24 protein-coding genes and 1 other RNA gene are annotated in these 25,237 nt (G+C 39.0%); 18 read left to right on the top strand and 7 right to left on the bottom strand.

The features are described 5' to 3' along the window. Complete coding sequence (aspS, locus tag HCJ55_RS06280; RefSeq protein WP_185517494.1) at positions 1-1,776, top strand: aspartate--tRNA ligase; 1,776 nt, start codon at positions 1-3, stop codon at positions 1,774-1,776. Between the two features lie 44 nt (positions 1,777-1,820). On the opposite strand, the gene HCJ55_RS06285 is transcribed toward aspS, so the two are convergent. The 4 genes from HCJ55_RS06285 to cymR form a co-directional block, all read right to left on the bottom strand. Further along, complete coding sequence (locus tag HCJ55_RS06285; protein WP_008947890.1) at positions 1,821-2,201, bottom strand: hypothetical protein; 381 nt, start codon at positions 2,199-2,201, stop codon at positions 1,821-1,823. Positions 2,202-2,350: 149 nt separating this feature from the next. Then, positions 2,351-2,716, bottom strand: a complete 366-nt coding sequence (locus tag HCJ55_RS06290) for a P-II family nitrogen regulator (RefSeq protein WP_185502276.1) — start codon at positions 2,714-2,716, stop codon at positions 2,351-2,353. 13 nt (positions 2,717-2,729) lie between these two features. Further along, the gene (locus HCJ55_RS06295) at positions 2,730-3,935 is read right to left on the bottom strand and encodes an ammonium transporter (RefSeq protein ID WP_185517496.1); all 1,206 of its coding nucleotides are present in this window, start codon (positions 3,933-3,935) and stop codon (positions 2,730-2,732) included. A 244-nt stretch (positions 3,936-4,179) separates the two neighbouring features. Continuing rightward, a complete protein-coding gene (cymR, locus tag HCJ55_RS06300) occupies positions 4,180-4,602 on the bottom strand; it encodes a cysteine metabolism transcriptional regulator CymR (protein WP_008947887.1) in 423 nt (140 codons plus the stop codon). A 147-nt stretch (positions 4,603-4,749) separates the two neighbouring features. On the opposite strand from cymR, the gene HCJ55_RS06305 reads away from it, so the two are divergent. The 7 genes from HCJ55_RS06305 (at position 4,750) to recD2 (ending at position 12,656) form a co-directional block, all read left to right on the top strand. Continuing rightward, positions 4,750-6,033 carry a replication-associated recombination protein A gene (locus tag HCJ55_RS06305; RefSeq protein WP_185502274.1) on the top strand — a complete coding sequence of 428 codons (1,284 nt, stop codon included), beginning with the start codon at positions 4,750-4,752 and terminating at the stop codon, positions 6,031-6,033. A gap of 70 nt (positions 6,034-6,103) precedes the next feature. Then, positions 6,104-6,298: non-coding RNA, 6S RNA (ssrS, locus tag HCJ55_RS06310), on the top strand. Between the two features lie 114 nt (positions 6,299-6,412). After that, a complete protein-coding gene (locus HCJ55_RS06315; RefSeq protein ID WP_185517498.1) occupies positions 6,413-7,561 on the top strand; it encodes a cysteine desulfurase family protein in 1,149 nt (382 codons plus the stop codon). A gap of 18 nt (positions 7,562-7,579) precedes the next feature. Further along, positions 7,580-8,695, top strand: a complete 1,116-nt coding sequence (gene mnmA / locus HCJ55_RS06320; RefSeq protein WP_008947884.1) for a tRNA 2-thiouridine(34) synthase MnmA — start codon at positions 7,580-7,582, stop codon at positions 8,693-8,695. Between the two features lie 118 nt (positions 8,696-8,813). After that, complete coding sequence (locus HCJ55_RS06325) at positions 8,814-9,554, top strand: alpha/beta hydrolase (RefSeq protein ID WP_185517500.1); 741 nt, start codon at positions 8,814-8,816, stop codon at positions 9,552-9,554. Positions 9,555-9,596: 42 nt separating this feature from the next. Continuing rightward, positions 9,597-10,235 (top strand): tetratricopeptide repeat protein, encoded by a 639-nt coding sequence (locus HCJ55_RS06330; protein WP_185480320.1) that lies wholly within the window; start codon positions 9,597-9,599, stop codon positions 10,233-10,235. Positions 10,236-10,259: 24 nt separating this feature from the next. Continuing rightward, on the top strand, positions 10,260-12,656 hold the full coding sequence (gene recD2, locus HCJ55_RS06335; RefSeq protein WP_185506852.1) for an SF1B family DNA helicase RecD2: 2,397 nt from the start codon (positions 10,260-10,262) through the stop codon (positions 12,654-12,656). A 40-nt stretch (positions 12,657-12,696) separates the two neighbouring features. On the opposite strand, the gene pieS is transcribed toward recD2, so the two are convergent. Both pieS and pieR read right to left on the bottom strand, forming a co-directional pair. Continuing rightward, complete coding sequence (gene pieS / locus HCJ55_RS06340; protein ID WP_185502270.1) at positions 12,697-14,136, bottom strand: two component system sensor histidine kinase PieS; 1,440 nt, start codon at positions 14,134-14,136, stop codon at positions 12,697-12,699. Then, on the bottom strand, positions 14,133-14,819 hold the full coding sequence (gene pieR, locus HCJ55_RS06345) for a two component system response regulator PieR (protein ID WP_008947878.1): 687 nt from the start codon (positions 14,817-14,819) through the stop codon (positions 14,133-14,135). The genes pieS and pieR overlap by 4 nt, the downstream gene beginning before the upstream one ends. A gap of 166 nt (positions 14,820-14,985) precedes the next feature. On the opposite strand from pieR, the gene HCJ55_RS06350 reads away from it, so the two are divergent. The 6 genes from HCJ55_RS06350 (at position 14,986) to HCJ55_RS06375 (ending at position 21,229) form a co-directional block, all read left to right on the top strand. Continuing rightward, positions 14,986-16,482 (top strand): ABC transporter permease, encoded by a 1,497-nt coding sequence (locus tag HCJ55_RS06350; protein ID WP_185517502.1) that lies wholly within the window; start codon positions 14,986-14,988, stop codon positions 16,480-16,482. A gap of 8 nt (positions 16,483-16,490) precedes the next feature. After that, complete coding sequence (locus HCJ55_RS06355; protein ID WP_008947876.1) at positions 16,491-17,186, top strand: ABC transporter ATP-binding protein; 696 nt, start codon at positions 16,491-16,493, stop codon at positions 17,184-17,186. A 308-nt stretch (positions 17,187-17,494) separates the two neighbouring features. Further along, the gene (gene alaS / locus HCJ55_RS06360; RefSeq protein WP_185502267.1) at positions 17,495-20,134 is read left to right on the top strand and encodes an alanine--tRNA ligase; all 2,640 of its coding nucleotides are present in this window, start codon (positions 17,495-17,497) and stop codon (positions 20,132-20,134) included. 91 nt (positions 20,135-20,225) lie between these two features. After that, a complete protein-coding gene (gene reoM, locus HCJ55_RS06365; protein ID WP_003719797.1) occupies positions 20,226-20,498 on the top strand; it encodes an IreB family regulatory phosphoprotein ReoM in 273 nt (90 codons plus the stop codon). Continuing rightward, positions 20,495-20,911: a Holliday junction resolvase RuvX gene (ruvX, locus tag HCJ55_RS06370; RefSeq protein WP_003730148.1), complete on the top strand. Its 417-nt coding sequence runs from the start codon at positions 20,495-20,497 to the stop codon at positions 20,909-20,911. Before reoM ends, ruvX begins: the two co-directional genes overlap by 4 nt. 15 nt (positions 20,912-20,926) lie before the next feature. Then, on the top strand, positions 20,927-21,229 hold the full coding sequence (locus HCJ55_RS06375) for a DUF1292 domain-containing protein (protein ID WP_185502265.1): 303 nt from the start codon (positions 20,927-20,929) through the stop codon (positions 21,227-21,229). A gap of 45 nt (positions 21,230-21,274) precedes the next feature. Here HCJ55_RS06375 and HCJ55_RS06380 read toward each other — a convergent pair whose 3' ends face one another. Further along, positions 21,275-21,901 (bottom strand): DedA family protein, encoded by a 627-nt coding sequence (locus tag HCJ55_RS06380; protein ID WP_008947873.1) that lies wholly within the window; start codon positions 21,899-21,901, stop codon positions 21,275-21,277. Between the two features lie 202 nt (positions 21,902-22,103). Between HCJ55_RS06380 and mltG the strand changes: the two genes are divergently transcribed. The 4 genes from mltG (at position 22,104) to greA (ending at position 25,206) form a co-directional block, all read left to right on the top strand. Then, positions 22,104-23,174, top strand: coding sequence for an endolytic transglycosylase MltG (mltG, locus tag HCJ55_RS06385; protein ID WP_185503533.1), 1,071 nt, complete (start codon positions 22,104-22,106; stop codon positions 23,172-23,174). 77 nt (positions 23,175-23,251) lie between these two features. Continuing rightward, on the top strand, positions 23,252-23,905 hold the full coding sequence (locus HCJ55_RS06390) for an O-methyltransferase (RefSeq protein ID WP_185506848.1): 654 nt from the start codon (positions 23,252-23,254) through the stop codon (positions 23,903-23,905). After that, positions 23,902-24,531, top strand: a complete 630-nt coding sequence (udk, locus tag HCJ55_RS06395) for a uridine kinase (RefSeq protein ID WP_003747779.1) — start codon at positions 23,902-23,904, stop codon at positions 24,529-24,531. Before HCJ55_RS06390 ends, udk begins: the two co-directional genes overlap by 4 nt. A gap of 192 nt (positions 24,532-24,723) precedes the next feature. Then, the gene (gene greA, locus HCJ55_RS06400) at positions 24,724-25,206 is read left to right on the top strand and encodes a transcription elongation factor GreA (protein ID WP_003722004.1); all 483 of its coding nucleotides are present in this window, start codon (positions 24,724-24,726) and stop codon (positions 25,204-25,206) included. The last annotated feature ends 31 nt before the right edge of the window (positions 25,207-25,237 follow it).

Consider the following 25,237-nt stretch of genomic DNA (forward strand, 5'->3'; position numbering starts at 1 on the left):
ATGGAAAAACGTACAAGTTACTGCGGAGAATTAAACGAAACCCATATCGGTCAAAGTGTTGTCCTTCATGGTTGGGTACAAAAACGTCGCGACTTAGGTGGATTAATTTTCATCGATTTACGTGATCGTGAAGGAATTGTGCAAGTAGTATTCAATCCTGAATTTTCCAAAGAAGCATTAGAAATTGCCGATAGCGTTCGAAACGAATTTGTCGTGACTATCAAAGGGAAAGTGCACGCTCGTGGCGAAAAAGCCATTAATGACAGATTAGCAACAGGGAAAGTGGAAGTTTTAGCAGAAGAAATTACAATTTTAAATACATCTAAAACACCTCCATTTTATATTGAAGATGGCGTGAGCGTTTCGGATGAACTTCGCTTGAAATACCGCTACTTAGATTTACGTCGCCCGGAAATGAATAACATTTTCAAAATGCGTCATACGGTAACAAGAACGTTCCGTAACAAACTTGATGCACTCGGCTTCTTTGATATTGAAACCCCTTATTTAACAAAAAGTACGCCAGAAGGTGCGCGTGATTATCTAGTACCAAGCCGTGTTTATCCTGGTAACTTCTATGCGTTACCGCAATCTCCACAAATTTTAAAACAGTTGTTAATGACAGCTGGTTTTGATAAATATTACCAAATCGTTCGTTGTTTCCGTGATGAAGATTTGCGCGGTGATCGTCAACCGGAATTTACGCAAATCGATTTAGAAACAAGCTTTTTAACAAAAGAAGAAATTCAAGCGATTACGGAAGACATGCTAGTAGATGTTGTCAAAGAAGCGAAAAACATCACTATCGAAAAACCGTTTCCTCGTATGACGTATAAAGAAGCAATGGATCGTTTTGGTAGCGATAAACCGGACATTCGTTTTGGTTTAGAATTACAAAATGTTTCCGAAGTTGTTAAAGATGTTGATTTTAAAGTCTTCCAATCCGCAATCGAAAACGGTGGCGAAGTGAAAGCAATCAATGCAAAAGCGGCCGCAGCTAATTTTTCTCGTAAAGATTTAGATGCACTTGGCGTTTTTGTTGCTAACTACGGTGCAAAAGGTCTTGCGTGGCTAAAAGTGGAAGCTGGCGAACTAAAAGGGCCAATTGCTAAATTCTTCCCTGAAGACAAAGCGGCTGAACTACAAGCAGCACTTCAAGCTGAAGATGGCGACTTATTATTATTCGCGGCTGATAAAGCAGATATCGTTGCAGCATCGCTTGGTGCACTTCGTAATAAGCTTGGTAAAGACTTAAACTTAATCAATGAAGAAGAACTTGCTTTCTTATGGGTAACAGATTGGCCGTTATTCGAATATGACGAAGAAGCTGGTCGTTATGTATCTGCGCATCATCCATTCACTTTGCCAAAAGAAGAAGATATTCCACTTCTTGAAACAGATTCTTCTAAAGTAATGGCAGAAGCGTATGATATCGTCTTAAATGGTTATGAAATTGGCGGTGGTTCGCTGCGGATTTATAAAAAAGAAGTTCAAGAATCAATGTTCCGCGCGCTTGGTTTCACAGATGAATCGGCGAAAGAACAATTTGGTTTCCTAATGGAGGCGTTAGAATATGGTACGCCGCCTCATGGTGGTATCGCGCTTGGATTAGACCGCATTGTAATGATCTTAGCAGGTCGAAACAACCTACGTGACACAATTGCATTCCCTAAAACAGGAAGCGCAGTAGACCCACTGACAAATGCGCCAGGTGAGGTTAGTGCAGCTCAACTTGCTGAATTGAAATTAGAAACAGTGAAAAAAGAATCAAACTAAAATAAAAAAGAAGCTGGGCGCTATTCGCCCAGCTTCTTTTTGTTTTAAAAATCATCACTTAGTTCTTGAATATTTTCTACATGTACTTTATTAACTAATAACCCTTGATTGGAATCATTGGACCAAAACGGACCGTCCAATTCTTTCGCTTCATTGGAGCTGATTTTATTTTTGTTATAAAAAGTGGCTTCCACATTGTAGCGATTCCCTTTTTTTACTGCATCCCAGCTCTCCTCAGAAAGCGGTAGTGTAATGGATTTGTTTCCAGCGCCATCGATTGTGCCGGTGACGGTATTATCTTTTGCTTTTTGATCTACCACGAAATTGAAGGTAACATCTACTTTTGACGAAGCGTGCTGATAAAGATAATAGCCACCGAAAAGCAGGATAGCTGCTAGAAGGGTGAAAATGGGGATTTTACGCATAGGGAATTTCGCGCCTCCTTATCTATTCTAAACGTTCTTCCTTTTTTATTATAAGTGTAAAAGCTAAGAAGCGGAAGGGGTAAACGCCATTTCTCATTGATTTTTTAGAATAGAGGCCCCATTTTTAATTAATTCACCATTTTAACTATTCATTTTGATGGTTTATCTTGTAACGCATCGACTCCGGTCTCGCCAGTGCTGATTTTAATGACTTCACTAACTGGATAAATAAATACTTTTCCATCGCCAGGTTCACCAGTTCGAAGGGTTTCTTTCACGACACGAAGCACATCCTCAACTGGCACAGTGGATACAACGATTTCGATTTTCATTCGTTCGTGAATATTAGTTTCTTTTTTCGTGCCGCGATACAGTTCGATAAAGCCTTTTTCAAGACCGGTTCCAAGTGCTTTTGTAACAGTTAGGCCGCTTACACCGATTTTTGCGAGTTCTTTTTGAAATAAATTAAAACGATTTGGCCGAGTAATGATTTCGATTTTTGTTAATCCAGACATATTGTTGCCTCCCTTATTCTTGATATGCTTTTTCGCCGTGAAGCGTCAAATCAAGTCCTTTAAATTCTTGTTCTTCATTTACACGAATTGGTAAGAAGAGTTTGATAATTACGACGATTAGAGCGGTTACGATAGCGACATAAGCCACTGTTGAGCCGATTGCGATTAATTGTTTTACTACTAGTGATGCGTTACCGTAAAATAGGCCATCTGCTCCAGCTTCATTTACTTTTGTTGTAGCAAAAAGGCCAGTTGCGATGCCGCCCCAAATACCACCAATCCCGTGAAGGCCAAACGCATCAAGCGCATCATCGTATTTCACTTTTCCTTTCAACCAGAACACAGCCCAGAAACAAAGTGCTCCGCCGAGGAAACCGATAATTAAAGAACTAGGTACGGTAACAAATCCGGCAGCGGGAGTAATAGAAACTAAACCTGCGATTGCTCCCGAAATAGTGCCAAGCATCGTTGGTTTTTTGTTTGTTAACCATTCGACAAGTCCCCAACCGATAATACCTGCTGCAGCTGCCGTGTTCGTATTAACAAATGCTGTCATTGCCACATTATCAATCGTTAAGGCGCTACCAACATTAAATCCATACCAACCGAACCAAACGAGAATACCGCCAATCAGCGCGAGAGGTAGGTTATGTGGCGATGCAGAGTCCGCTTCTTTTCTGCGGCCAATCATAATGGCTAGTATCAACCCGGTTACACCAGAACTAATATGAACTACATTCCCGCCGGCAAAATCAAGCGCTCCAAGGTTACGCAACCAACCGCCGTCGCCCCAAACCCAGTGAGCAACAGGGGAGTAAACAAGCAATGACCATAAAATAATGAAAATCAAGTAAGCGGAGAAATTCATGCGTTCTGCAAATGCCCCTGAAATGATAGCTACGGTTAAAATCGCAAAAGTCATTTGGAACATCATAAATAGAACGTGTGGAATAGCATCTGAGTAAGTATCGTTTGCAGCAAATCCGACATTATGAAGGAACGTCCAGTCGAAACTACCAATAAAGCCGTTTCCTGGTGCAAAAGCTAACGAATATCCAACAATCACCCAAAGAATAGAAATAATTGCCATCGAGCTAAAACTATACATTGCGGTACTTAACACATTTTTGCGTCGAACCATACCGCCATAAAATAATGCAATCCCTGGTGTCATTAACCAAACCAATAAAGTACAAAAGAACATAAATACTGATTCCATACTCAACTCTCCTTTTTGTTAGATAAACTAACATGAATTATTTTATTTATGCGTTCATAATACACTAAATTCAAATAAAGGCAAGAATATTTTATCAATTCAATAAAATTGGTTAGATTATCTAACATATAGCGTTTTCAATTGGTTGTTTTCTGGATTTATTTCAGAATAATCTGATAAATAAAAGGTGGAAATTCCGTTTAAATGGCAGATAAAAAGCCTATTCGCAAATAGGCTTTTTCCATTAAATATAAAACATGTAACCATCTGATAATTCGGAGTCTGTTGAATGCTTGAGCAAATCAGCCAGTGTTGTTTGATCTAACACGTCACGAACAGCATTACGCATTCGAGTCCATAGTTCGCGCTGTGCCGCTTCCTCATCTTCCATACTCTCGACAAGTACGATAGGGCCTTCTAGCGTACGAATAATATCGCCGGCCGTAATTTTTTCAGGATCACCATTTAAAACATAGCCACCGTGCGCCCCGCGGATACTTTTTACAATTCCTGCATTACGAAGTGGTCCGATTAATTGCTCTAAATAATGTTCGGATAAATTTTTATCTTGAGCGATACTGCGAAGAGAGATAGGACCATCACCAATTCTTTTCGCTAATTCTAATGTTATTGTTAGGCCATAACGACCTTTTGTTGTGATTTTCATTTTTATTTACCTCCAGTAATTTCGAAACCGCTTATACCGCATCTATTATATCGGAATTACAGGAAGAAGGCAAAGGAAACAAGTAGGTGAACGCACAGGTGTTCTTATGTTATAATAGAAAAGAAGCAAATAAGAAGGAGCGGTTATATGGCAATTCAACCTTTAGCTTACCGGATGCGCCCAAAAGCACTTGATGAAATCGTGGGACAAACGCATTTAGTCGGTAAAGATAAAATTATTTACCGGATGGTCAAAGCAAAACAATTATCTTCTATGATATTATACGGACCGCCCGGAATTGGAAAAACTTCGATTGCGAGTGCGATTGCTGGTAGTACAAAATACGCTTTTCGGACATTAAATGCAGTAACAAACAATAAAAAAGATATGGAAGTAGTAGCAGCTGAAGCGAAAATGAGCGGTACAGTGATTCTGCTTTTAGATGAAGTACATCGTTTAGACAAAGCTAAACAAGATTTTTTACTTCCATTACTTGAAAGTGGCGCAATAATTTTAATAGGCGCAACGACAAGTAATCCATATATTGCTATTAATCCAGCTATTCGAAGTAGAACGCAAATTTTTGAGTTAAAGCCTTTAACGGTGGAAGATATTATGATAACGATGGACCGGGCGCTTTCCGATAAAGAGCGCGGGCTAGGAGATTATCATGTCGAAATAGATGAAGTGGCGAAAAAACACTTTGCAACAGCGAGTAATGGCGACGTGCGTAGTGCGCTTAATGCACTTGAGTTAGCAGTAATTTCTTCTGAACCAAATAATGATGGAGTAATTCGGATTACGCTTGATGTAGCAGAAGAGTGTTTGCAAAAGAAAAGCCTGGCTCATGACAAAGACGGCGATGCCCATTATGATGTTTTAAGCGCTTTTCAAAAATCTGTTCGAGGTAGCGATGTCAATGCAGCGCTACATTATATGGGCCGTTTGATTGAAGCTGGGGATTTAGTGAGTATTAGTAGAAGAATGCTCGTTATGGCTTATGAAGATATCGGCTTAGCTAATCCACAAGCGGGTGCACATACTTTAGCCGCAATTCAAACCGCAGAAAAAGTTGGTTTCCCAGAAGCGCGGATCCCACTTGCGAATGCTGTAATCGAGCTATGTTTATCGCCGAAATCGAATTCAGCTATTATGGCGATTGATTCGGCCTTAGCTGATATCCGCCAAGGGAACAGCGGGGAAGTGCCAGACCATTTGCGTGATGGACATTATTCCGGTGCGCAAAAACTTGGTCGGGCAATTGATTATAAATATCCGCATAATTATGATAACGCGTGGGTTGATCAACAATATTTACCAGATCGTCTCAAAAATAAATTATATTATGAACCAAAATTCACTTCTAAGTTTGAGCAAACAATCGCCGGCGTGTACCAAAAAATTAACGAAAACAAAGCAAAAAAAGAATAAAAAAAGTACCAAATGAAAAGTCGCTAACATTGAAATTTCGTCTCTCCTATGGTATTCTAAATGAAGAAAAGAAACCCTAATGTATTCGATATAGTTCCTATATTTTTGAACCGAACAATTTTTTATACCTAGGGAGCTTGGAGTTCCGGCGCGGCGCACATGCCTTCACACGAGGAAGTGCAAACCGTTAGACAGAGCACCCACCTGCTTTAATTGAGAGCGGGTTCAAAGGAAGGGAATCCTAAACGGTACGATTGGGGTTTCTTTTTTGCGTGTAAATAGGAGTTATTCCTCTTTACTTTACAGGAGTATTGCTGTTACAATAAGAAACGATTAACGGCGAACAGGAATTCGTCTACAAAAAAGGACGCGATAAAAAATGGAAAACAGAATTTACTTAGACCATGCTGCGACAAGTCCAATTCATCCAGAAGTTATCCAAACAATGCTTGGCGCAATTACTAATACGTACGGCAATCCTTCCAGTATTCATTACGCTGGACGAGAGGCAAGAAAAGCATTGGATGAAGCTCGTCACACAATTGCTAAAAGTATTCACGCTACGGAAAAAGAAATTATTTTCACAAGCGGTGGTACAGAAGGCGATAACTTGGCGCTTATTGGGACAGCTTTGGCACATAAAGAAAACGGAACACACATTATTACTTCGCAGATTGAGCATCATGCTGTTTTAAAAACATGTGAATATCTTGAGACTCAAGGTTTTGAAGTGACTTATTTGCCAGTAGATGAGCATGGGATCGTGTCTGTAGAGAGCGTAGAGAAAGCTTTACGACCAGATACAATTCTCGTTTCCATCATGTACGGTAACAATGAAATTGGCTCCATTCAGCTGATTACGGAGATTGGTGCATTGTTGCGCGATCATCAAGCCATTTTTCATACCGATGCAGTACAAGCTTACGGGCTATTAAATATAAATGTAACGGAGCTAGGAGTAGATTTATTAACTACTTCTTCTCATAAAATAAATGGACCACGCGGCGTAGGCTTTTTATACGTCAAAAATGGGACACGACTTGCTTACCAAATGCACGGCGGCGAACAAGAACGAAAACGCCGCGCTGGAACAGAAAACTTAGCGGGAATCTGCGGTTTTAGTGCAGCTTCTACTATTATGACAAATGAACGCGAACTGAAAAACGAGGAATATGTTTCCTTTAAAAAACGAATGGCAGAAATTTGGCGTTCGACGGATCTTGATTTTGAAGTGAATGGTTTAGAAGCTGATACGCTACCGCATGTTTTTAGTGTACGTTTTCCGGGTGTTTCTATTGAACAATTATTAATGAATTTAGATATGGAAGGTATTGCTGTATCAAGTGGCTCTGCATGCACAGCGGGAACGATAGACCCGTCACATGTTTTAGTAGCGCTTTTTGGTGAAAATCATCCGGCAATTCAAGAAACAGTTCGGATTAGTTTTGGACTGGGCAATCATTTAGAAGAAGTGGAAACGGCGGCTACGAAAATTAGTGAAGTAGTAACGCGTTTAATGAAAATATAAGAAGGCGAGGAGCTAGTTTTGACTACAAATAATAGTGACATTCGTGTCGTTGTCGGCATGTCAGGCGGAGTAGATTCATCAGTCACTGCTCATATATTGAAAGAACAAGGTTACGATGTCATTGGAATTTTCATGAAAAATTGGGATGATACGGACGAATTTGGCGTTTGTACAGCAACAGAAGATTACGATGATGTTATTCGAGTAGCAAACCAAATTGGTATTCCGTATTATGCGGTTAATTTCGAAAAAGAATATTGGGATAAAGTATTTACGTATTTCTTAGATGAATACAAACTTGGGCGTACACCAAACCCCGATGTTATGTGTAATAAAGAAATTAAATTCAAGGCATTTCTAGAACATGCGGAAAGTCTCGGCGCGGATTATGTGGCAACTGGTCACTACGCACAAGTGAAAAAAGTAGGCGACGAAATCGAATTGCTTCGTGGCGTTGATAATAATAAAGACCAAACGTATTTCTTAAACCAACTTTCACAAGACCAACTGAAAAAAGTCATGTTCCCACTTGGCGGCATGGAAAAAACAGAAGTGCGTGAAATTGCGAAAAAAGCTGGCCTTGCTACTGCAGATAAAAAAGATAGCACAGGAATTTGCTTTATTGGCGAAAGAAACTTCAAGCAATTTTTAAGTGAGTATCTTCCAGCGCAACCGGGTGAAATGAGAACATTAGACGGCGAAGTACTTGGCAAACATGATGGCTTAATGTATTACACTATTGGACAACGTCATGGTTTAGGTATTGGCGGCGACGGCGAACCATGGTTTGTTGTTGGTAAAGATTTAAAAGCGAACGTTTTGTTTGTTGAACAAGGTTTCCACCATGAAACATTATATTCGGATTCTTTAATTGCAACCGATATTTCTTTTACAACCAACGCTGAAAAACCAAAAACCATCGAATGTACTGCCAAATTCCGCTATCGTCAAACGGATACAAAAGTAACTGTACACTTACGCGAAGATGGTACAGCAGAAGTTGTTTTCGCTGATCCAGTACGCGCAATTACACCTGGTCAAGCAGTCGTTTTCTATGATGGCGACATTTGTCTTGGTGGAGGAACAATTGATACTGTTTGGAAAAATGGCACACAGTTAGATTATGTAGGCTAAAAATTGGAACCGGAGAATCTTGTTTTCTACGAGACTCCGGTTTTTTCCTGTTTAAAAGCGTTTTTTTAAACAGATTTTGTGGTAAAATATTATACGAAACAGGGAAAAGAGGTCCTTTATGAAAAAGATAGCGATTTTTGGGAGTGCGATTGTATTATTTTGCCTCCTTATATGGGGATATTTTTATTTCAACTCAGAACCTTCTACGATTGCAGAAGATGCTGCAAATTCATCTAAAACAGTGGATGTACTTGAAGAGAACAACATTCTTGTGTTTACCCCGCGGAAATCGGATGCTGGCATGAGTATTATTTTATACCCTGGAGCGTTTGTGGATGCCCTTAGTTATGCGCCTCTTGCAAACAAACTTGCTTCGAGTGGCTATAAAACGTATATTGTCGAAATGCCTCTCAATTTAGCTGTTTTTGGTAAAGATCGAGCGGCTGATATTATTGATGAAGCGCCAGATGAAAAATTTGTGATTGGCGGTCATTCGCTTGGTGGCGTGATGTCTGCGAGATTCGCGCACGACAATGAGTCTGAAATTGAAGGTGCATTTTTCCTAGCTAGTTATCCAGACAAAAAAGGTTCACTCAAAAATGCTCCTTTTCCAGCCATTTCTATCACTGGGACGAAGGATGACGTCTTAAATCAAGATTCTTATGATAAAAATAAAAAATACTTACCTAAAGATACCACTTTTGTTTCAATTGAAGGTGGGAATCACGCGCAATTCGGTTCTTACGGCGAACAGCATGGGGACGGAAAGGCGACAATTAGCGTAACAGAACAAACAGATCAAGTCGCAAATGCACTTATTTCGTGGCTGAATACATCTGTAAAAAATCAGGAAAGATAAGAGGGATGAAAAATGGATAAAAACCAATTAGGTATCAAACAAATGCAAGAAGGCAACTTAGAAGAAGCAGTCAAATTATTTACGGAAGTGATTGAAGAACATCCAAGCGATCCAGTTGGTTATATCAATTTCGGGAACGTGTTGCTATCAATGGATGATTTTGAACGTGCGGAATTATTTTTCAAAAGAGCACTTGAACTGGACGACACGGTTCCAGCGGCTTACTATAGCTTAGGTAATTTATATTATGAATTAGAACGTTATCAAGAAGCGGCGGATAGCTTCCAAAATGCAACCAAACAAGGAATGGAAAATGGCGATTTATTTTTCATGTTAGGAATGAGTTTTGTTCAAATGGAAGAGCTAACGCTTGCGATGCCATATTTACTTAGAAGTGTCGAGTTAAATCCAGAAGACGGAGAAGCGTTATTCCAATACGGGATTGTACTAGCTCGTAGCGGCTTTTATGAAGATGCGATTACGATGCTGGAACGCGTGTTGCTTGTTAAGCCAGAAGATCCAGATGCGCTCTATAATATTGGGGCGGCTTATCTAGCATGGCAAGGTGATATCGTACTTGCAAAAACATATTTTGAACGCGCGCTTGCAACTGGCGTACCGCATGAATTAGCTGAAAATGCGTTAAATGCTATTCAAGATTTAGAAAACGAAGCAGAATAATTTTTAGAAAGGAGGCGGCTTTGGATGGCTGAACAAGACTCTCTCGCCTTATTTGACGATACACCAGAAGAACTTTTCATGAAGGGCACGATGCTGTCCACCATTTTTTACAATGCCGAAAACCTCTTTTCTGTCGTACGCCTACTTGTGAAGGAAACGAATGCGGATTGGGATGAAAAAGATATTATTGTAACAGGCTTTTTCCCAGCACTTCACGAACAAGAAGTCTACACTTTTTACGGGAAAATGCAGGAACATGCTAAATTTGGTCAACAATTTAAAGCAGACAGGTTTCGTAAAGAAATGCCGCAGTCTCGCGCCGGTTTAATTAATTACCTTTCCGGAGAACTCTTTAAAGGAATTGGTAAAGTGACGGCGGAAAACATTGTCGATACAATTGGTGATGATGCAATCACGAAAATTTTATCGGATCCGAGTTTGCTTAATACGGTACCTAAATTACCATCTGGCGCGGCGGAAAGTTTGCTTGCGTCGCTTCGAGAAAATCAAGGTTTGGAACATGTAATGGTCGGCCTCAATGAGTATGGCTTTGGCCCGCAGTTATCGATGAAGATTTTTCAAGCCTATAAGCAAAATGCAATCGAAGTATTAGAAAACAATCCGTATAAATTAATAGAAGATGTCAAAGGAATTGGTTTTCAACGAGCTGATGAACTTGGTCGGAAACTTGGGCTTGGTGGAAATCATCCAGAACGGCTTCGTGCGGGGATTTTATTTATGTTGGATTCTGTCTGCATGCAACAAGGTCATGTCTATATGGAACAAGAAGTCTTGCTTGGCGAAGTGACTTATTTGCTGGAAGAAAGTGAAGGCATCCGGATTGAACAAGCAATTTTAGTAGCTCAAGTAGAAAAATTAGCTGAAGAACAAAAAATAATTACCGAAAATACACGCGTTTATATGCCGTCACTTTATTATTCGGAGAGTGGTTTTGCCTATCATGTAAAGCGCATGTTGAAGCAAACTGAATATCAAGAACAATTTCCGCAATCTGAATTTTTACTGGCTCTTGGTGAATTGGAAGAGCGAATTGGTGTCCATTATGGAGACTCGCAGCGTCAAGCTTTAGAGCAAGCCTTAATGTCTCCAATGCTCGTGCTTACTGGTGGACCTGGAACAGGGAAGACGACGGTTATTAAAGGGATTGTTGAACTTTATGCCGAGTTGAATGGCGTAAGTCTTGATCCACATGCGTACAAAGATGGAGCAACTTTTCCCGTCTTACTTGCGGCCCCAACTGGACGTGCAGCGAAACGAATGTCCGAATCAACCGGGCTTCCGGCAATGACGATTCACCGTTTGCTCGGTATGAATGGGCAAGAACAAATGGACGATGACGCCGAAAGACTTATTGATGGTCGCCTTTTGATTGTAGATGAGATGTCGATGGTTGATATTTGGCTCGCCAATCAATTGTTTCGTGCTTTACCTGCGCATATGCAAGTTGTGCTCGTTGGTGACCAAGACCAATTGCCGTCTGTTGGACCAGGCCAAGTGCTAAAAGATATTCTTGAGTCAGAACAAATTCCAACCGTGGCACTTTCAGACATTTACCGTCAAAAAGATGGTTCGTCCATTATTGAAATGGCGCATTATATTAAAGAAGGCATGTTACCAGCTGATTTCACAAAAAACAGGGCGGATCGCTCCTTTTTCCATTGTACAGTGAATCAGATTGGTGATGTCGTTGAACAAGTCGTTAAAAATGCCAAAAATAAAGGTTTCCGAGCAAAAGACATCCAAGTTTTAGCGCCAATGTACCGCGGCCCAGCAGGGATTGATGTTTTAAATAAAAAGTTGCAAGAAATTTTCAATCCAAATGATACTGGGCGTCGGAAAGAAGTTCAGTTTGGCGAAATTAAGTACCGGGTTCATGACAAGGTATTGCAACTAATTAACCAACCAGAGAAAAATGTTTTCAATGGCGATATTGGCGAAATCGTCTCAATTATTTATGCCAAAGAAAATACCGAAAAACAAGATATGATCGTCGTTCAATTTGATCAAACAGAGGTTTCTTATTATAGACAAGAATTTAATCAATTAACGCATGCTTATTGTTGTTCGATTCATAAAGCGCAGGGAAGTGAATTCCCGATTGTGATTATGCCGATTGTTCGCAGTTATTATCGCATGTTGCGCCGTGATTTACTCTATACCGGAGTAACGAGAAGCAAGCAATTTCTGATTCTTTGCGGAGAAGAAGAAGCCTTTCGAATGGGAATCGAGCGGATTGATGAAAATAAGCGCAATACAACTCTTTCTGAACGTTTAATGAGCGAAGATGTGATGCTTGAACAAATGACGAATAAACGAATACTCACTGCTGAAAATATTACTGAAATTGATCCAATGATTGGGATGGAAGGAATTACGCCAGAACAATTTATGGCAGGATAAAAAGAACCGCTTTCTAATTGAATAGAAGGCGGTTCTTTTTTTATTGCTCATTATCTTGGAAAAATGGAAGGCGAATAGTGAAGGTTGTCCCTTTATTTGGCTCACTAGTTGCAGTAATTGTCCCATCGTGATATTCAATCAGTTGCTTCACAATCGACAGCCCGATGCCAGATTCACCAAAAGCGGTATTCGTCCGCGACATATCTGCTTTGAAAAATCTTTCCCAAATTTGTTCTAACTCCTCGGTATTCATGCCAATTCCAGTATCAGTAATTGTTAAGACAGACTCTTTATAATCTTGCGTACCAGTTAAAGTAATCTGACCATTTTCCGTAAACTGCACACTGTTTTTGACGATATTGATAAATACTTGTGTTAACCGATCATAGTCTGCGTAAATAGCCATATCTTTATCAATCGCTACAGTAATCGTGTTGCCTTTTTCGCTTGCTACATAATCAAGTTGCTCTTTAATTAACTCAAGGAATTCCTTGCCATTAAAGCGTGTTTTTTGAAGTTTGATTTTATTACTACGGATTTTTTCATAATCTAAATTTTCGTTGACTAATTTGGTTAATCGCCTAGCTTCAGTATCAATGAGCGCGATACAACGGTCGGTTTCGCTTTTTGGAATAATATCATTGACTAATCCTTCTGTGAGACCGCTAATTGTTGTAAGCGGGGTGCGCATTTCATGAGAAACATCCGCGATAAATTGACGACGCCGTTTTTCTTGACGTTCAATTTCTTCTTGGGACGTTTCGAGTGTTTGCGTCATTTTATTGAAATCAATAGCAAGCGCGCCGATCTCATCGAAGTTATTTTCTTTTAGTCTGGCTTTGTAATTACCTTGAATAACATCTTTGGTGGCAGCACGCAGTTTATTAATCCGATTGACTTGCAGCTTGGATAAAATCGCGCTAAGGATAAGTGCCACAGTGATAGAAAGCAAAATAGTGTAGAACATATAACGATTAATTGTACCTATGACTTGCTGGGTGCCGCTTATCGGCGAATTCAGCACGATTGAACCAACAAATTTGCTGCCATCCATAATCGGAACATACACAATCGTCATTTCTCTATTAAAACGATTATCAATCTTTTTACTTACCGTTTCGCCACTTTCTAATTTTTTCTTATCATCAGATGAAATAGAGAAGTCCTTGGGTAATGGCTGATTTAGCTGGGTTGGATAAATCGTCTCGTCATCCGCATTTTTGATTGTATAATGGATTTTTTTTACATCTAAAATTCGTTGATACGTATTCAAAACTTGAATGGTCGCATCTTGTGGTGAATGACGAATATCCATCGAAATCGTTTCCCCGTAACTCGTTAAGTCATTTACTTGGCTTTGGTAAAAATAATCTTTTAATGAGTGGGAGACAAGCAGTCCAATCATAATACAAGCAATGAGCAAAATGATAAATTGCGTGAAAAATAGTTGATAGGCATATTTAAATTTCATTCGCTTCATTCCGTTTCATCAAATTTGTAGCCGACACCCCAAACAGTGTGTAAAAACGGCTTTGTTTCCGTGGCGATTTTTTGGCGTAAACGTTTGATATGAACATCCACCGTACGCTCATCCCCGTAAAATTGATAACCCCAAACTTGTTCTAGCAACTGTTCTCTTGAGAAAACTTGTCGCGGATGTTGCATTAAGAAATATAGTAAATCAAATTCTTTTGGCGTCAGCGCATCAAGTAATTCACCTTGATAAAATATTTCGCGCGTCCGTTTACTAATTTTGAAATAAGTTGTTTCTAGGATATCTTCATTATTTTCTGCAGGAGCTGCACTATTTTTGCGGCGGGTAACAGCTTTAATTCGCGCCATCAAAGTCAGTGGGCTAAAAGGTTTTGTGACATAATCATCCGCGCCCATTTCAAGACCAAGTACTTGGTCTGATTCCGATTCTTTTGCTGTTAATATAATAATCGGAACATCGCTTACTTCGCGGATTTTACGACAAATAGTCATTCCGTCCATATTCGGAAGCATTAAGTCGATAATCGCAATATCATAATCATCTTTAAAGAACGTTTCATAACCGAGTTTGCCGTCATGAACAAACGTTGCGTCAATTTCTTCTTTCATAAAGAACATTTCTATCATTTCACAAACGCTGACATTATCTTCTATCATAAGTAATTTCATATTCTGTACTCACTCCTCTTACATTAAAACTAGCCTAATTAGACGCAATAATCAAGCCTAATTATTTTTTTCGCGAAAGTTTAAAATATGCATCATAGTTTGTTCATACTTTCTTCATAACTCCCCAGTAATCTTAGTGGAGTAGAAACCGAATGGAGGAAAACACATGAATTTTTTTAAGAGGGCATGGCTCAGCATGAAAGCAAGAAAAGGAAGATCTGTTTTACAACTAATTATTTTCACAGTTGTCTGTGTACTTATTTTATCAGGCTTTACTATTCAATCTGCCGCAGATAAAGCGAGTGAGTTAGCAAGAGAACAACTTGGCGGAACGGTGACACTTACGGTTGACCGAGAAAAACAAATGCAGGCGATGCGAGAAGAGGCTTCAAGTAGTGAAAGCAGCTCTACCGAAGCAAAACCAAAATACGAGAGCAGCCCAATCGATGTTAGTGATGCGAACGATTTGGCTAAATTAGATCATGTAGCAAGCTATAATTATTATTCCAGCACACAAGCCTTAGCATCCGGATTTGATCCAATTGAATCTTCCGGCGACACTTCTTCAAGCGATGACACATCCACTACAACTGAAACACAAGGCCCAGGTGGTGGCCAAGGCGGACCGCAAATGGTAGATGCCGATTTAAGTATTAGTGGCTTACTAGATTCCGCAACGAGCACTGATTTTGACGCAGGAACAAGCGAACTAACTAGCGGTGTAGCCATTACTTCCGCTGACAAAGATAAAAATGTCGCAATGGTAGAAGAAAATTTAGCCGAACAAAATGATTGGAAAGTGGGCGACTCGTTCACCGTTACTTCCAGTGATGGCAATACAAAAGTAACATTAAAAATCGTTGGTATTTATAAAACAACTGATTCAGGAAGTGATATGGCACAAAACTTCTCTTTCCTAAATCCTTATAATAAAGTATACGTTCCTTATACAGTAGCCAATACAATTAAAGGCTCTGATTATAAAAACACTGTAGATTCCGCAGTTTATACAATGGATGACGCAGCGAACATTTCTGCTTTTGAAAAAGAAGCGAAAAAAGTGGATAGTATCGATTGGGATACATTTAAATTAGATGCGAATGATACACTTTATCAACAAATGATTGGACCAATCGACAGCGTAGCATCATTCTCCAAAAATGTGGTTTACATCGTCAGCATTGCTGGTGCACTAATCTTAGGTTTACTTGTAATGATGCAAGTGCGTGACCGTAAATACGAAATGGGTGTACTTCTTGCTATCGGTGAAAAACGTGGCAAATTAATTGCCCAATTTTTTGTAGAAATTTTAATCGTCGCACTGATTTCCTTTGGCTTAGCTGCGGCAAGTAGTCATTATGTTGCACAATTAGCGGGAAATCAATTACTAGAACAACAAAATTCATCAACAACCGAAACGAGTACGACAGAAAATCGCGGACCAGGCGGTAGCGGTCAAGGTGGCCCAGGTGGATTCGCAGGCAGCGTAAGTAACTTGACGAAAAATACCGAACAAATCAAAGAACTAGACATTCAAGTAACATTAGAAGATATGCTGAAAATGGGTGGAATTGGAATTGGCATCGCCTTTATCTCGGTTCTTTTACCGGCAGCACTCGTTCTTCGCATGAATCCAAAAACAATTCTAACTAAACAGGAGTAGGTGACGATATGACCAAAGTATTGACGTTTGAAAATATTTCTTATTGGTATAAAACGAAAGATGAGTCCATTTTAAGTGATATTAATTATGATTTTGAAGCTGGTGTTTTTTACACAGTAGTAGGTAGCTCTGGTTCAGGGAAAACTACTTTCTTATCCCTTGCAGGCGGGCTTGATACGCAAAAAGAAGGCGATATCTTCTATAAAGGAAGTTCACTCAAAAGCATCGGCCTACAACAATTCAGAAATAAATATGTCTCGATTGTATTCCAAAGCTACAATTTATTAACGTACATGACAGCTCTTCAAAACGTTACAACAGCAATGGAAATAACGCATGTTAATCAGCCGGATAAAAAAGCTTTTGCGTTAAGTATGCTAGAAAAAGTCGGTATTACAGAAGAAATGGCACGCCAAAAAGTGTTGACACTAAGCGGTGGACAACAACAACGGGTTTCGATAGCACGTGCACTCTGCTGTGAAACAGAATTAATCGTTGCCGATGAACCAACTGGTAACTTAGATGAGCGTACTAGTAAAGAAGTCGTTACTTTATTCCAAGATTTAGCCCACAAAGAAGGCAAATGCGTTATCATGGTAACGCACGACCCAGAAATTGCGAAAGTATCCGATGTAAAACTAACACTTAAAAACGGCAGCTTTGTAGAAAAGAGACAATCAACGAATAGTCTAATAAACAGTTGACATTTAGCCATCCGTTCTTTATAATTTAGTTTATTGTTGAATAAATATTTGATACATGATAGGAATATGATTTTGGTTTCCACGTGATTAGAGAGTTTTCCCTTGGCTGGAAGGAAAACCACGCTTGCACCAAAGTTGCTCTCCCATTAGATGATCCGTCTTATCCACGTTAACAGATAACTGAAGAGGTAATGATACAAAGTCTATATCATTGCAAGCAGGGTGGTACCGCGATTTCACCAAAATCGTCCCTGTGAGCAATCATATAGGCTTTTTTTGTTGTAAAAACCAAAAGGAGGAAATAAAAAATGAAACAATTATCAAGTGCAGAAGTAAGACAGCTGTTTTTAGATTTCTTTAAAGAAAAAGGGCATACGATTGAACCAAGCGCACCACTTGTACCAAATAACGACCCAACCATTCTTTGGATTAACAGCGGAGTAGCAACAATGAAAAAATACTTCGATGGTTCCGTTATTCCAGACAACCCAAGAATGGCTAACGCACAAAAATCCATTCGTACAAACGACATTGAAAACGTTGGTAAAACAGCGCGTCACCATACATTCTTTGAAATGCTAGGAAACTTTTCGATTGGCGATTATTTTAAAGAAGGCGCAATCTTGTTCGCTTGGGAATTCCTAACAAGCCCTAAATGGATTGGCTTTGATCCTGATAAATTATATGTGACTGTTTATCCAGAAGACGAAGAAGCAAAAACATTATGGCGCGAAAAAATCGGTTTAAGTGACGATCACATTGTCGAAATTGAAGATAATTTCTGGGATATCGGTATTGGACCAAGTGGCCCGGATAGCGAGATTTTCTACGACCGCGGACCTTCTTTTGGCGACGACGCTAGCGATCCTGAACTTTATCCAGGTGGAGAAAATGAGCGCTATTTAGAAATTTGGAACTTAGTATTTTCTCAATTCAACCATAATCCAGACGGAACTTACACACCACTTCCAAAACAAAATATTGATACAGGGATGGGTCTGGAACGTATGGTTTCCATTATCCAAGACGCACCAACAAACTTTGAAACAGATTTATTTATGCCAATTATTCGCGAAGTAGAACAAATTGCTGGTGTGAAATATGGTCAAAAACAAGAAAATGATGTGGCATTCAAAGTAATCGCCGACCACATTCGTACCGTTGCATTCGCAATTGGCGATGGCGCTTTACCATCAAACGAAGGTCGTGGCTATATTTTACGTCGATTACTACGCCGCGCTGTTCGTTATGCAAAAGTCTTAACAATCAACGAACCATTCATGTACAAATTAGTACCAGTTGTTGGGAAAATCATGAATAGTTTCTACCCAGAAGTAGAAAACCAAACAGACTTCATCCAAAAAGTGATTCGTACAGAAGAAGAACGCTTCCATGAAACATTAAATGAAGGCCTAGCAATTCTTGAAACTATCCTTAAAAACGCCAAAGAAACAAACGAACAAGTGATCAAAGGCGCAGACATTTTCAAATTATATGATACATTCGGTTTCCCTGTGGAATTAACAGAAGAATACGCAGAAGATCATGGTTTAAAAGTTGATCACGCTGGTTTTGAAGCAGAAATGAAAGAACAACGTGACCGTGCTCGTTCTGCAAGAGCAGACGTTAAATCCATGCAAGTCCAAGGAGAATTACTTGCTAATTTAACAGAGAAAAGTGAATTCGTTGGTTATAATACGACAGAACACGTTTCTGAAATCTTGTATTTAATCCAAAATGACACGCTTGTTGACGAAGTGGCAGCTGGAGAAGAAGCACAAGTTATCTTCAAAGAAACACCATTTTATGCAGAAAGCGGCGGACAAGTAGCGGACAAAGGAACAATCGAGAGTGAGACTGGTCTTGCTTATGTAGAAGATGTTCAAAAAGCACCAAACAAACAAAACTTGCACCGAATTTCCGTAAAAGAAGGCGTATTAAAAACAGGCGATACAGTGAAACTTGCTGTCGACAAAGTAAAACGTCGTGAAACAATCAAGAACCATACAGCAACCCATCTATTACATCGTGCATTAAAAGACACATTAGGCGAGCACGTTAACCAAGCTGGCTCACTTGTTTCTCCAGATCGTTTACGTTTTGACTTCTCTCACTTCGGTCAAATCACCGAAGAAGAATTAACGAAAATGGAAGAAATCGTTAATGAAAAAATCTGGGAACAAATCAATGTTGTTATTGAAGAAATGCCAATCGCAGAAGCAAAAGAACTTGGTGCTATGGCATTATTTGGCGAAAAATACGGCGATGTTGTTCGTGTTGTTCAAGTAGGGAAATATAGTATTGAGCTTTGTGGTGGTGTCCACGTGCGCAATACTGCAGATATCGGCCTATTTAAAATCGTATCCGAAACAGGTATTGGTGCGGGAACTAGACGTATCGAAGCTGTAACAGGAAAAGAAGCATATCGCTTTGTAACAGAACAAGAAAACACCTTAAAACACGCAGCAAATCTACTTAAAACAACAACTAAAGAAACACCACAAAAAGTAGAACAATTACAAGCTGATTTACGCGAAGTGAAACGTGAAAACGAATCCTTACTAAGTAAATTAGCAAGTGCAGCAAGTGCTGATATCTTTGAATCACCAGAAGAAATTGGCGGCGTCAAAGTGATTGCTAAACAAGTAAATGCCAAAGATATGAACCAATTACGTCAGTTCGTTGATAACTGGAAAGATAAAAAAATCGGTGGTGTCCTTGTTCTAGGAGCTGTTCAAGGCGATAAAGTAAACTTAATCTCCGCAGTTTCCGAAGATGCAATCAAAGCAGGCTACCATGCAGGTAAATTACTGAAAGAAGTCGCAACACGATGCGGCGGAAACGGCGGCGGACGTCCTGATATGGCGCAAGCTGGCGGTAAAAATCCAGCAGAACTAGGAACGGCCCTTGATTACGTTTCCACATGGGTAAAAGAACAACAAGCATAAATTTCATCAAAGCGCCTCATTTTTCTTTGTTATTTTTGTTCACATAGTGTAAAATGAAAAGAGATACATGAAGGAATGAGGTGCTTCGATTATGGATTCAAAAGATCAAACAATGTTTTACAACTTCGGCGATGATTCAATTGAAGAAGATGTAAAAAAATTAATGAAACAAGTCTACGTTGCTCTTGAAGAAAAAGGCTATAACCCCGTTAATCAAATCGTTGGCTATTTACTTTCAGGCGATCCTGCTTATATTCCGCGTCACAAGGATGCTAGAAGTATGATACGTCGTTTAGAACGAGATGAAATTATCGAGGAACTTGTCAAAGCGTATCTGAAAAATAACGAAATTGGTGAGAAATGAGAATAATGGGTTTAGATGTCGGCTCGAAAACAGTCGGCGTAGCGATAAGTGATCCACTTGGTTGGACCGCGCAAGGTGTAGAAACAATTCAGATTGACGAGAATAGAAAGCAATTCGGCTATGACCGCGTAAAAGAGCTTGTGCTTGAATACGAAGTGGAAAAAGTCGTAGTTGGTCTTCCTAAGAATATGAATAATACCATAGGACCTCGTGCTGAAAGTTCTAAAATATATGCTGAAGTACTTGAAGCAAGAATCGGTTTGCCGGTTGTACTTTGGGATGAACGCTTAACCACTTCTGCAGCTGAAAGAACTTTGATCGAAGCAGACGTTTCGCGTAAAAAACGAAAAGAAGTAATTGATAAGTTAGCTGCAGTAATGATTTTACAGTCCTATTTGGACACTACTAATTAATTTGAGGTGAATTTAATGGCAGAAGAACATAACCATAATCATGAAGAAGAAAATATTATTTGGATCACAAATGAAGAAGGAAAAGAAGAAGCATACGAAATTCTATTTGACTTCGATTCTGAAGACTTCGACAAATCTTACGTTTTATATTTCCCAGCCGGAAAAGGCGAAGACGAAGAAATCGAAATTCTAGCATCTAGCTATGTTCAACATGAAGAAGGTAAACAAGGTGAACTTAAACCTGTTGAAACAGACGAAGAATGGGATATGATTGAAGAAATTCTTGCTACATTCCTAGCTGACGAAGACGAAGAATAAAAATTAAAAAAGCATGTCCTGACAAAAACTGTCAAGACATGCTTTTTATTTTGCATTTCTAGCGCGTTTATTCCATACTTTATAAGCAAGATAGACCACAATCGCAATGACTAAGGCAAGCATTAAATAGCTAATTGGACGAGTGTATTTTTCCACGACACTCCAATTGGAACCTAACGAATAACCAAGCCATGTAAGAAAAATGTTCCACGGAATACAACCTAAAATCGTATAGACAATAAATTTCCAGACATTCATTTTTGCAATACCAGCTGGTAAAGAAATAAATGTGCGGATAACTGGTAGGACACGGCCAAAGAATACTGCTCGAGCGCCGTAACGACCAAACCAAAGTTCTGCTTTATCTAGATGTTTTACGTTCAAGAAAATGTATTTCCCGAATTTTAATACGAATGCTCTACCACCGAATTTCCCGATATAGTAGGCGATTAGCGAGCCTACCAAGTTCCCTGAAATACCAGCAAATACAACAAGCCAAAAGTTGAGTTTTCCAGCCTCAGCCATAAATCCACCGAATAGCATAATCACTTCACTTGGGAGGGGAATACAAACACTTTCAATCAGCATTCCAAGGAAAATACCCCAGTGGCCTAGCGAATCGACTAACCACATCGTGAAATCTTGTAAACTTTGTATTAAAGTATGTAACATCCAAAAGACTCCTTCAATATTTAATTAATTGGCAGAAGCAAGTCTTTGACTGATTCTGTCTTGTTCGTTAAATCACGCTACTAATTATACCGAAAAAAAATAAAAACGTCACTTTTTAAGAAAATTTTCCGTATTGAATAGCATTTTTTTTAGATAATCGGTATAATAGATTAGAATTGTTTTCAATGAAATGAGGTCTATAATGAAGAACACAAAAGGTAAGAAAATTACAATTATTATTTCTATTATTATTTTAATTCTAGTGATTGCAACTTTTTCAGGCTATTATTATGTAAAATCACAACTAGAACCAAAAGATGAAGCAAGCAAAGAGAAAATCGTCGTAGAAATCCCTGCAGGATCTAGCATTTCTGATATTTCTACCATTTTAGAAGATAAAAATGTAATTAATAATGCTTCTATTTTCTCGTTTTATGTAAAATACAATAATGATACGAATTTAAAAGCTGGCAATTACGAATTTAGCCCAGCGATGAACACGGATCAGATCGTTAAGAAAATGCAAGAAGGTAAGACGGTTGCACCTGCGAAATTAGTCGTTCCAGAAGGTTATACGCTGGATCAAATTGCAGATAGAATCGTTGCTTACCAACCAAAACTTAAAAAAGCTGATGTGCTTAAAACAATGGATGACCCGACTTTTGTTGCGTCCATGATTAAAGCATATCCAGACACAGTAACCAATGATGTTTTAAATAAATCTATTAAACATCCATTAGAAGGTTATCTATATCCAGCCACGTATACATTCAAAGGAACCGATGTATCTGCTGAAGAAATCATCACTGAAATGGTCAAAGCGACAGATGTGAACATTGCTAAATACCGCGATGAATTAACCAAACAAAAAATGTCGGTACACAAATTCTTAACGATGTCTTCTATCATCGAAAAAGAAGCAACAGAAAACGTAGACCGCAAAATGATTGCTAGCGTCTTTTATAATCGTTTAGCAAAAGATATGCGCTTGCAAACCGATCCAACCGTTCTTTATGCGCTTGGTGAACACAAAAGTAAAACAACCTATAAAGATTTAGAAGTAGAATCACCATATAACACATACAAAAACAACGGCTTACCACCAGGTCCCATTTCCAATAGTGGCGATACTTCTATGGAAGCTGCTCTTTACCCAGAAAAAAGTGACTACTTGTACTTCTTAGCCAACACGAAAACAGGCAAAGTTTATTTCTCCAAAACATTAGAAGAGCACAATAAATTAAAAGAAGAGCATATTACGAAAAACAATTAAAACAACCACTTGTCAGAAGCATGTTTCGCATGTTTTTGGCAGGTGCTTTGTTTGTTAAAAGATAGGGGATCCTAGCAGTGAATGATATTATTCATGATTATTTATTAAAACATATTCCTAAGAGCACGCCTTTTTTTGAAGAGCTTGAGGCTTATGCAGAGGAAAATGAAGTGCCCATTATGGAGCCAGATTCTTTACATTGCTTATTACAGATTTTGGATATTCAAAAGCCAAAGCGGATATTAGAGCTCGGAACAGCAATTGGTTATTCTGCTTTAAAAATGGCAGATCAACTTCCAAATGTAGAGATCATTACTGTTGAGCGTGACGAAGAACGATACAAACAAGCCGTACATAATATTCAACGTTACGGAGCATCTGACAGAGTAAAACCATTATTAACAGATGCTATTGAAGGCGCAGAAGAAATTTTGGCTCATGGACCATTTGATGCAATCTTTATCGATGCAGCAAAAGCGCAATACGAGAAATTTTTCCATATTTATACCGGTTCTTTAGCTGAAAATGGGGTTATTTACAGTGATAATGTTCTTTTCAAAGGATTAGCGCTGGATATGTCACCAGAAAAACAACGCAAATTACGTGTTGCTAGAAAAATGCGCCATTTTAATGATTTCTTAGTAACACATCCTGATTTTGACACAACTACCATTCCACTCGGGGACGGCTTATCTATTTCCAAAAGAAAGAAAACTGGAGGCGTATCATGACAAAAAAACCAATCGTAGTCGGCGTAACTGGCGGTTCAGGTTCAGGAAAGACTAGCGTAACAAAAGCGATTTGCGACCATTTTAGCGGTCACTCGATTTTGATGATTGCCCAAGACGTCTATTATCACGACCAAGCAAACATTAGTTTTGAAGATAGATTAAAAGTGAACTATGATCATCCGTTAGCCTTTGATACCGATTTACTTATTTCGCATATTGCGGCATTGCGTCGTTATGAAACAATCGAAAAACCAATTTACGACTATGCCAAATATACACGAAAAGAAGAAGTAGAAATCCAAGAACCACGGGAAGTAATCATTTTAGAAGGTATTTTAATTTTAGAAGATAAACGACTTAGAGACTTAATGGATATCAAGGTGTATGTCGATACAGATGACGATATTCGTTTTATTCGCCGGCTGTTACGTGATATGAAAGAACGTGGCCGGACGATGGATTCTGTAATCGAGCAATACCTTTCCGTCGTTAAACCGATGCATAATGAATTCATTGAGCCAACGAAAAAATTTGCCGATATTATCATCCCAGAAGGCGGCGAGAACCACGTAGCAATCGATTTAATGACAACAAAAATTGAATCAATCTTGCAAAAACATGTATAAACAACAGGTATCACTTGTCAAATAGAGAAAATTAAGGTAAAATTTTCCTAGTAAAAAGAGAGACAATTGCTTGCTATTTCTAGCGTGGCATGTTAATCTTTCACACGAGTAGTAATATTTTTGATGAAGGTGCGGAGCGATATCTCCGTGCTTTTCTATACAATAATGAACAAACAAAAGGAGCGAAATCGATTGGCGACAGAAAAAGTATTTCCAATGACCCTAGATGGGAAAGCAAAGTTAGAAAATGAATTACAAGAACTTAAAACAGTAAAACGGAAAGAAGTAGTAGAACGGATTAAAATTGCCCGTAGTTTTGGTGATTTATCTGAGAACTCCGAGTATGATTCCGCAAAAGACGAACAAGCATTTGTTGAAGGTCGTATCACTACGATTGAAAATATGATTCGTAACGCACAAATCATTGATGCTGCAGAAGCGCATAATGGTTTAGTAACATTAGGAAACACAGTTACTTTCATCGAATTACCAGACGGCGAAGAAGAAACTTACACAATCGTAGGTAGCGCAGAAGCAGATCCGTTTGAAGGTAAAATTTCCAATGATTCTCCAATTGCCAAAGGTTTACTTGGCCATAAAGAAGGGGAAGAAGTAACTATCCAAACACCAGCTGGTGACATGAGCGTTAAAATCGAAAAAATCACAGCATCTTAATTTTATCTGGTGTTTTTGTACAGCGGTTACT

This window comes from Listeria marthii, from assembly GCF_014227425.1.
Taxonomy (GTDB): Bacteria; Bacillota; Bacilli; order Lactobacillales; family Listeriaceae; genus Listeria; species Listeria marthii.